Consider the following 9,250-nt stretch of genomic DNA (forward strand, 5'->3'; position numbering starts at 1 on the left):
GCGGCCGATCCGGCGCGGTCACGGCAATGCGTCGAGCGGCACCGGGAAGACCTGCTCCCCCGCATCGCGGCGGCCGGAGAGGGTGGTCCAGACCTCGGACCGGCTGAAATCCCGGTACAGCCGCAGCTTCGCCTCGATCTGGTTGAGCAGCCGCGCCTGGGAGCCGGCGCTCATCGCATTCCACTCCCGCTCGGTCATGCCCATGACCTCGGAGGCATAGGGCAGCCCCTCCAGGAACTCGCCCAGCAGCCCGCCCAGCGCCCCGGCCATGGCGATGCGGGAGGGGTCGCGCGCCGCCAGGCTCATCGTCGTCTGCAATTGGCTGAAGAAGTCGCGCGGCTGCAGCCGCGTCGCCCGGCCGGCGCGGAGGATCTCCTCCAGCGTGCGGTTCAGGTCCTCCAGCTGGTTGCGGGTCAGCAGCACCCGCACATCGATGGCGGCATTGCCCGGCGGCGCCGGATCGCGGTCCAGCACGAAGGAACGGATGACGTCGGGCGCGGTGGTACGCTCCTCGCGACCGAGGTAGGCAAGGCGCATCGCCTCGGCCAGCACCTGCAGCTGGCGTTCGATCCGCTCCGCCTGGCGGGGGGGGGCGGTGCCGCCGCCGGCGCCGCGGAGCTCGGCGATCGGCCGGCCGGTGGTGGCGGCGACCTGCCGCAGCACGCCCTCGACCAGCGCCGAGATGGTGCCGCGGAACTGCTCCGGCGAGCCATCATCCACTGGGAAGTACAGCGTGTCGCCGGTGCTGCCGTTGCTGCCGAGGGCGACATATTGCCGCCGGGCGCGGGCATGGTTGCCGGCGGTGCGGCCTTCCGGGGTCAGCAGGTGCACCACCATCACCGCCACGCCCTGTTCCCGCGCACGGATCGCGATCTGCTCCATCCCCTGCCGGGTGGAGGAGAGCGGGTCCGCCGCATCCCGCCCGCCGGCATCGGTGATCAGCACCAGGTAGCGGCCGCCAAGCGGCCCCCAGTCGATCTCGTCCAGCGCGGTGGCGATGCCGGCAACCGGGTCCTCGTCGAACCCCTCATTGCCCGTGGCGGTGGCGGTGAGGTCGCGCATGGCAGCCAGCCCGGCTTCCGGCGGCTGGGCGAAATCGGGCTTGGCGAAGACCCGGGTGGTGTATTCGTAGCCGGCCGGCGTGGCATCCTTGCTGTCGCGGTAGCCAACCACGCCGAAGCGGAAATTATCGCGCACCGCGGTTTCCCGCAGCCGGCCGACGATGCCGGTCATGGCCTCCCGCGTGCGGTCGATGTAGGGCTGCATGGAGATGGTGGTGTCGACCACGAAGACCAGCCCGGCGCGGAACCGCGCCAGCGCATCCGGCGCCGGGGCCGCCGACGGCCGCTCGGCCGGGGCGGAGGCAACCTCCAGCACCCGCACCGGCCCGCCCAGCTCGCGCTCCACCGTCGTCGCGTTCAGGATCGGCAGCAGGTAGAATTGCTGCCGGATGTCGACGAAACTCGGCGGCTCCAGCGCTACCACCCCGGCGGCGGGGCGGCCGGCGGCGGCTTCGCTGCGCAGGCGCTGCGCCTCGGCGGCGCCGTTCGGGGCCAGCAGGGCGCGGGCCTGGGCCTCGGTTTCCAGGAACAGCCCGCGGCCGCGATTGGCCGGGTTGGTGAAGGCCGCCACCATCGCGTGGTTCCAGTCGAGGGTTTGGGCGGCGCGCACCCAGCCCTCGGTCCGGCCATCGGCGGCGGCACCGATCTGCAACCATGCCTCGGCCCCGCTGCCCTGACGGGCATAGACGTAGAAGGCGCTGAAGCCGAGGCCAGGACGGCCCGGCTCAACTCCTGCGCTGGCATGCAGGGTGGCGCCGGGGCGCAGCAGCACGCGCAGGTAGATGCTACGCTTGTTGGGCACCAGTAGCGGTACCCGCGCCGGCTGCCCGCCTGGCTGGGCGGCCGGCTGGCCCGGCTGCCGCCAAGGGTCGCGCTGCTGCGCCGGTGCCGGCCCCGGCAACAGTAAAAGGCCGAGCAGCAGCGGCAGCAGGCGGCGCGGCGTCACGGCCAGAAATCCTCCAGGGTGAGGCGGGCCATAGTATCGCCCTGCTCCGCCTGCGCCTGCAACGTCGCCCGGAGCGCGGCACGGGGTGCCGCGGCGCCGGCCTCCCCGGCGCGTTCGGCCTCGCGGTACCAGCGCGCCGCCTGCCGCGGGTCGGGCGCGTTGAAGGGCTGGCCGGGCTGGAAGCCGTTCGGGTCGTAGAGCCGCGCCAGCATCGCCATGGCCGGGGCGACGCCGCGCTCCGCCGCGGCTTCCAGCAGCAACAGCGCGTCATCGTGCCGGCCGGCCTCGCGCATGGCGGCAACGATGGGCAGGTAGTCGGCCGGCTGGCAGGCGGTGCGGCTGGCGACGTCGCGCGCGGTCTGCTGCGCGGCCGGCATGCCCTGGTCGCCGAGGCAGGCGGTGTTGGTGGCGGGTTGCGGGCGCGGCACGGGCGGCGGGGCCTGCTCCGCGGGCTGCACCGGCGCCGGGACCGGCACCGGCCGGGTGAACCACCAGGCGGCGCCGGCGGCGATGGCCAGAACCAGCAGCCCGGCCAGCCAGGGCCAGAGCGGCTTGGGCTTCGGCTTCTCCGTCTCGCCGCCGACCGGGTCACCACCCGGCGGCTCACCCCGCAGCGGCAGGTGGTCCGGCGGTTCCGGCTCCAGCCGCTCGCGCTCGGTCGGCGGCAGCGGCCGGGTCGGCGGCAGCGTCGCTTCCTCGGCCGGCAGCGCCGGGCGCTGCTGCTGTGGCTGTGGCTGTGGCGTGCCGCGGCCGACCACTGTTTTGCGGCCCTGGCGCGGCCGGCGCGGAATCTCGACCCAGGGCACCACGAAGCGGGTCTCGCCGAATGCCGGCAGGATCAGCTCATAGGTGTCACTTTCCAGGTGTTCGCAGATCTCTGGGCCGAGCGTCATCACCAGGTCGCGGCCCTCGGTCGTCACCTCCTCCGGGTGCAAGGTCGCCTCGGCCGCCTGCCAGCCCTGCGGGCCGAGGTAGGGGTTGTGGTGCGGTTCCCAGTACAGCCGGAAGCGCGGGTCCTCCACCGCCGCCGCGGCGTTGGGCAGGCGCACCTCGGCATAGCCGGCCCCGCGCGCGGGGTGGCGGCGGACACTGCCCTCGCTCATGCCGCATCCAGCGTTGCCGCCAGCCCCTGCAGGATCTGGCCGAGCCGCGCATTGGCGACGATGTCGTAGTCGACGCCATCGGTGGTGCGCGCATTGCCCTCCATCAGCCCGGCAAGGCCGGTGATCCAGTCGGCGTTGAACTGCCGGTCATAGGGCGAGGGCTGCTCGGGCAGCGGCGGCGGCGCCGGGTCCGGCACCCGGGCGAGGAAGATCGGCCGCTCGTCACGACCGAGGCGCGGCCGCTTCGCCGGCTCGATGTCCGGCCAGCCGAGCCGGTGGACGAACTCGTTCACCGTCTCCTCGACGATCGCCACCTGCTTCTGTTCCATGGCGTCGGCGCGGGCCTGGAAGCTGGCCCGGGTGCGGAGCGTGCCGGCGATGCGGTCGCGCAGCTTCAGCCGGCGGGCCCCTTGCGCCAGCTCTCCGGCGACTTCCGAGACCAGTTCGCGCGGCAGCGCGAAATAGGCGAGCGCCGCCTCGTCGTCGCCGAGCGCACGCATCCGCGTCTCCCAATCCTCGAGCGCGAGGCTGGCGAAATGCTCGAAGACGTCGCGCGGACCGCTGGCGGCGCCCTCGGCCTCCGGCGGATCGCCGAGCAGGTCGCCCAGCAGCTCGTTGTAGTCATCCGCGGTGGCAACGGCGCCGATCGGGGTGACCCCGGTCGCGGCGTCGGAACGCAGCCGCCAATAGACCGAGCCGACGCTGTCGGCATCGACCATCAGGCTGCGCAGGAAAGGACCGAGCAGCTGCGCCTGGGCGCATTGCGCCAGGCCGCGGCCAAGGATGCGGGCGCGGCGCCGCGCATCCTCCACCCGCTGCTCGGCATCGCCGCCGCGGAAGAAAGGCCGCAGCCGCCCGCTCATGCTGTTGACCAGGGTGACAGCCCGGGCCTTGAGCTGCCGCGCCTTCAGCTGCGGGTCGCAGACCGGCGCCAGCGCCGCGGCCAGATGGCCGATGCCGCCGTCGTTCGGTCGCAGCGCCTCATCCCAGGCCTTGGCCGGATCGGCGAAATGCTTCCGCACCAGCGGGTTCCCGAGGTAGGCGTCGCGGCGGTCCTGAACCCGCTGCGCGGCGCGCGGCGCCACCCCGGCCTCCCGCCGGCCGCCCTCCGGGTCCGGCTCGTAGTCGAAGACCGCATCGAAGCCGACCGAGGGGTTGCGCAGCCAGAAGGTGTTGGTGAAGGGCTGGCCCGGCGTCCATTCATTCGGCCATTCATAGGCCTTGCCGAAGAAATCGGTCATGCTGGCCTGCATGCGCGCCGTCCAGCGATGGCCGGAGGCGATGTCCTCGCCCCCCTTCTCCTCGAATTCCGCGTCGAATTTCGTCAGCACGAAGAACAGGTTGGAAGGCTTGCCCGCGCGTTCGGCCGGGGTCTTGCCGGCGGTCAGGCCGATCCAGTCATCGACCATCTTCGGCAGGGTCTGGACCTCCTGCACCTGCGGCCCGACGCAGAGCAGCATGGCGCTGATCTCCTGCTCGGCGTTGTAGCGCTGGAACAGGTAGGCGACCTTGCCGCGCAGGAAGGCGCGGCCGAGATTGCCGGATTTGGCGAAGAAGGCCTCGGCGTTCGGGATCTCCTCGCGGACGCGGGCGCCGGGGAAGTCCAGCAGATCGGTATGGTCGAAGAAGGCCCAGGGCTTCTCCGCCAGCGGCACCACGATCTCGGTGATCAGCGCCGTCGCCAGGGCGCGGTCCACCGCGACAGGCGCGCCGCCCGCGGCGTTGCGCAGCGCCACCGTTCCGGGCGAGGCCTCGCCCATGGTGAAGAGGGTGCGGACATCGACGATGCTGGTCTCGCGCGGCTGCACCGCATCTATGCCGGCCCGCACATCCTCGGGGAAGCCGAGGCGCTTCAGCACGCCAAGCAGATCGGCGCAGGCGCGGGTCAGCGTCCTGTCGCGGCCCCAGAGCAGGGCGAAGGCCTCGGCCCGGCGCTCCGCCGGCAGCCGCGGTACCACCTCGGCGAAGCGCTGCCAGAAGCCGTTGGACAGGGCGGCGACCAGGGTGCGGTCACGGAAATGGTTGCGCAGATAGTCCTGCAGATCCTCGATGCCGTCGATGTCGAGCCCATCGCAAGGCGCTGGCCCGGCGGCGGTCTCCAGCTTGCCGAGGAACTCCTGCAGCGCCTCCGGCTTCGGCACCGCCTCTTCGTCGAGGGCGAAATCCTCCAGATAGGTGTTGGCGAGGATCTTCACCACATCGGTCTGAGTCAGCAGCCGCAGCGCGATCGGCGCATCCGCCGGCGCCGGCGGCGGGGCGATGGTGAAGCGAGTGACGAGGCCGGTCGATTCATTGCCGCCCGGCGGATTGATGTCCTTCAGGAAGTCGAGCCTCTGGGTGCCGATCAGCGCTGTCAGCGGCTTGCCGAGCGGCGCCGCCAGCCGCGACACCAGGTAGGATTTCCCCGCCTGGGATGCGCCGAACACCGCGACGGCCACCGGCCGCAGCGCCGCCTGGCGCAGCCCGCGGGCACGGCGCGCATCCCGGCGCAGGTCGCGCGGCAGGCTCTCGTTCGCCTGCGGCGCGCCATTCTGCGCCCAGCCGAGGCTATCCACCGCCAACCGATCGATTTCGGTGGCGCGCTCCGCCTCGCGCGCCAGCAGCGGGTTGCTCATGGCCCACCCCGCAGCTCAAGATTGCCGGTATCCCGCCAGTAGCCCTCGCCGCGCTCCATGGTCTGCAGCTTCATCTCCACCGCCCTGTTGCCGCCGAGCGCGGGATCGCCATTCGCCTGCACCACCTCCTCCACCGCGAACATCTCCCGCACCAGCCCGTCCTGGTCGGTATCGTCGCCGCCATGCAGGTCGTCCTGCCGCCGCACCGTGACCTTCAGCGGCAAGGCCATGCGGGAGGCGGCCGCCGGATCCGCGAGTTCCAGCGAATAGAGCGGCTGCGCCGTCCAGCGCTCGATCGGCAGCTGGCGGAAGCCGATGACGGTGGCCGCGGCAAGCGCGGTGGTGAAGCCGATATCGCGGCCCTTGGCCTGATCGAGGTCAATGTCGCTCAGCAGCACGGCGTTCTCCCGCAACTGGCCGGACTGGTCGAGCCGGCCGATGAAGCGGGCGGTGGATTTCATTCCGAAGTCGCGGCTGCGCAGGTGGAAGCTGCGCAGCCGCGCTTCCGCCTGCAGGCTGAGCATGGCGCCGACTGCGGCCGTGGTCTTCGGGTCCTCGATGCGGTTGGAGGCATCGCGGAACGGGTACATCTCGCTCACCTGGTAGCGGTGCATGCGGATGATTCGGTGCGGCGGCACCGGGATGCGCGCGGTGACGATGTCGGCGACCGCGGTCAGCCGCGACGGCCGCCCGGACAGCAGCAGCACGTCGCAGCCGAGGTGCCAGATCGCCTCGCAGAGATTGGCGAGGATCGGCCCGAATGTGGCGCGCACCAGCCGGTCCACCATCGGCACCGTCGCTACCAACTCGGCCGCCAGCACCGATTCCGCGGTGGCGCCGGCCTCCCGCGCCAGCCGCTCGATATAGGCGATGGCGCGATCGAGGCCGGAGCCGGTATCGCGCAGCAGCTCGCCGAGCTTCGCCTGGAGCAGCACGCCGGTGCTGCGGCCCTGGACGCGCTCGCGCGCCTTCAGCACCTCGATCCCCGCCGGCTCCAGCACCTGGCTGACGAATTGCCGGCGCAGGTGGCGTTCCTGCTCGCTCTGCCCGCCCTGGTCGCCGCCGAGGGCGCGGCGCAGCAGCGCCCCAGGGTCGCCGACACCGGCTGATTTCAGCGAGGCGGAGAGCGCCGGCACGACGATCTCGGCCAGCACCTGGCGCAGCAGATCGTCGCCTGCGGTCTTGAAGCTCTCGCGGAACTCCTGCGTCGGCAGCACCGCATCGCCCTCGCCGAGCTTGTAGGACACCACCATCAGGTCGGTGGTGCCGCCGCCGATGTCGATGCTGGCGACCCGCAGCGGCTGGCCCGGCGGGATGCGCAAGGTGTCAAACAGCGCCTGGGCGTCGCCGCCCATCCGCACCGCGATCTCATTGTGCAGCCAGACGATCTGCGTCGCCGTCGCCTCGTCGAGGTCGGCGACCACCCGCGGCTCGCGCATCAGCGCATTGGTCGGCTGCTTGTTCACGCTCCAGCCGAGCATCTCCCAGGCCAGCCGCACCCCGGCCTGGGCGCGGGTGCGGAGGATGCGCTGCTCGGCCAGCGGCATGCCCGGCGGCATGGTCAGCACGATGGAGCGCAGCCGCCGCGGCACGTCGCTGTCGCGGCGTTCCTGGCGGCCGCCCGGCGAATTGGCCTGCGCCACCGCCTGCAGCACGATCTCGGCGATCAGCAGCGAGAACATGGCGGAGCGGCTGAAATGCGGCCGGGTCGCCGGGCTGGCGGCGCTGCGCATGCTGCGCACGTCGCCATCCTCGGTCAGCAGCCGCATGAACATGCCGCTGACCGGCGGGTCGATGGAATCGCCGGCGCCGCGGCTGTTGTAGTGCCAGGGCTGGGCGACGCGGCGGTTGTCCCAGAGGTAGCGCTTCGGCGAGGACAGGCCGGTGGCACCTTCATTCCCCAGCCGCGCTCCGGCCAGCCGCACCGCTTCCGGCCCGACCCGCACCGGCGATGGCCAGGCGAAGGCGCCGGGCCGGCCGGAGCGGCGGGAGATGGCGTCGCGTCCCAGGCTGGCGCGGCAGAACTCGACCCGGCTCTCGAAGGGCAGGGCGTAGCTGCGGTGTGGTTCCGACAGGTCGCGCAGGATCAGAGGCATGCTGTCGGAGAGGTTCATCCCCTGCCCCGGATGCTCCTCGACCAATATGCCGCAGGTGCGGCTGTTGCCGACGTCGAGCACCAGATCGACCTCGACCGGGCGGATGTCGAGGTTGGGCGAGACGGTGTCGATGAAGCGGATGCGGGGGATGCCCCGCAGCTCGTCGAGCAGGGCGAGGAAGGTGATGTAGCGGGCCTGGTGCTCGCAGGAGAAGGGAAAGTCCTCCCGCCGCAGCGCCCTGCCGCGGGTCTGCGCCTGCTTGAACTCGCGGAACATCTCCAGCAGCCAGGCGGCGACCCATTCCTCGTTGATGAACCAGGAATTGCGCTCGCTGTCCGCCACCAATGCGAGTTCCTGGCCGCGCGTCACGGTCTTCTCGTTCGGCGCGACGATGGTATCCGGGTGGTCCGGGTCGGGCGGCAGCAGCCCGGTGTCGAAGGCCAGGGTCAGCCGGGCCGGGCGGGCCGCGGTCCGTCGCGGGTCGTGCGGCAGTTCGGCAACGCGCGCGCGCACCCAATTGCTCGGGCCACGATCGACCTCATCCGGACGGTTGGCGCGCGGCTGCAGCACGGCGAAGACCGGCAGCGGCACCCATTTCGCCAGGAAAGGCTCCAGCGCGCGGCTGACGTTGATGCCGTAGCATTCCTCATCCGGCGGGGCGAGGCCGGACAGCGGGTCGACGAAATCGCCATTGGCATCGACGGTCAGCTCGCGCAGCGCCACCGGGATCTCGCCGGTCTCGTCCGGCACTTCCGAGACCTTCTCCTCCCAGAAACGCCGGGTGAGCCGCGGCAGCGCATCCAGGTCGAAATCCAGGTCCCAGAAATGGATGCCGCTGTTCGGCATCAGGGTGATCAGCTTCGCCATCCATCAGATCCCCGGTCGCTGGTCACGCCCATCACCCGCGGTCATCGCCGGAACCGCCCGACCGACCGCACGCCGGCGCCCGGACCATCGGTCTGGGTCCGGGTGCATTCGGCCTCGTTGTCATTGATCCTGACGCACTCCTGCCGCCCCGTGTAGAGCCACCGCCGGCCCTCGCAGCGCTGCGGCTCGCTGATCTGCATCCTGGGCCCATCGAAGCTGGCCTGGATAGGCCCCTCGCAGCGCTGGCCATCGACCCAGACCAGGCTCTGCCGGCCGCGGCCGTTGCGGTCGAAGCACATCTGCCAGGAGCGCAGCGGGTTGCGCTGGCGGGTGGCGGAATCGATGGTGGTCATCTCGGCGGTATTGCGCCAGCAGCCCTCCAGCATGGCGAGGTCGCCGCGGTCCCAGCGCTCCTGCGGCAGTTCGCGGCGCTGTGGCGGCGGTGGCGGTGCCTCGGCGCGGCGCTCGGGGGGCGCGGGCGGCGGTGGGGGCGGCGCCACCGGCAGCGGGCAGGCGAGGCGGCGGCGGCCGCGCTCCTCCTCCAGCCGCGCCAGCTCGCCCT

General features: G+C 72.0%; 4 protein-coding genes and 1 pseudogene. All 5 read right to left on the minus strand.

The window, feature by feature from the left end:
• Nucleotides 1-18 precede the first annotated feature (18 nt).
• Nucleotides 19-2,007 (minus strand): vWA domain-containing protein, encoded by a 1,989-nt coding sequence (locus H7965_RS20705; RefSeq protein WP_186772482.1) that lies wholly within the window; start codon nt 2,005-2,007, stop codon nt 19-21.
• The gene (locus H7965_RS20710; protein ID WP_186772483.1) at nt 2,004-3,110 is read right to left on the minus strand and encodes a hypothetical protein; all 1,107 of its coding nucleotides are present in this window, start codon (nt 3,108-3,110) and stop codon (nt 2,004-2,006) included. The genes H7965_RS20705 and H7965_RS20710 overlap by 4 nt, the downstream gene beginning before the upstream one ends.
• Complete coding sequence (locus H7965_RS20715; RefSeq protein WP_186772484.1) at nt 3,107-5,725, minus strand: virulence factor SrfC family protein; 2,619 nt, start codon at nt 5,723-5,725, stop codon at nt 3,107-3,109. The genes H7965_RS20710 and H7965_RS20715 overlap by 4 nt, the downstream gene beginning before the upstream one ends.
• The gene (locus H7965_RS20720) at nt 5,722-8,688 is read right to left on the minus strand and encodes a virulence factor SrfB (RefSeq protein ID WP_186772485.1); all 2,967 of its coding nucleotides are present in this window, start codon (nt 8,686-8,688) and stop codon (nt 5,722-5,724) included. The genes H7965_RS20715 and H7965_RS20720 overlap by 4 nt, the downstream gene beginning before the upstream one ends.
• Before the next feature lie 41 nt (nt 8,689-8,729).
• Nucleotides 8,730-9,250: pseudogene (locus tag H7965_RS20725) on the minus strand (hypothetical protein); the annotation flags it as partial.

The sequence above is a fragment of the Siccirubricoccus deserti genome, from assembly GCF_014283215.1.
GTDB lineage: Bacteria > Pseudomonadota > Alphaproteobacteria > Acetobacterales > Acetobacteraceae > Siccirubricoccus > Siccirubricoccus deserti.

Excerpts from the sequence above, each read along its gene's own strand:
- H7965_RS20715 (WP_186772484.1), bottom strand. The coding sequence starts at position 5,725 with ATGAGCAACCCGCTGCTGGCGCGCGAGGCGGAGCGCGCCACCGAAATC.
- H7965_RS20710 (WP_186772483.1), bottom strand. The coding sequence starts at position 3,110 with ATGAGCGAGGGCAGTGTCCGCCGCCACCCCGCGCGCGGGGCCGGCTAT.
- H7965_RS20720 (WP_186772485.1), bottom strand. The coding sequence starts at position 8,688 with ATGGCGAAGCTGATCACCCTGATGCCGAACAGCGGCATCCATTTCTGG.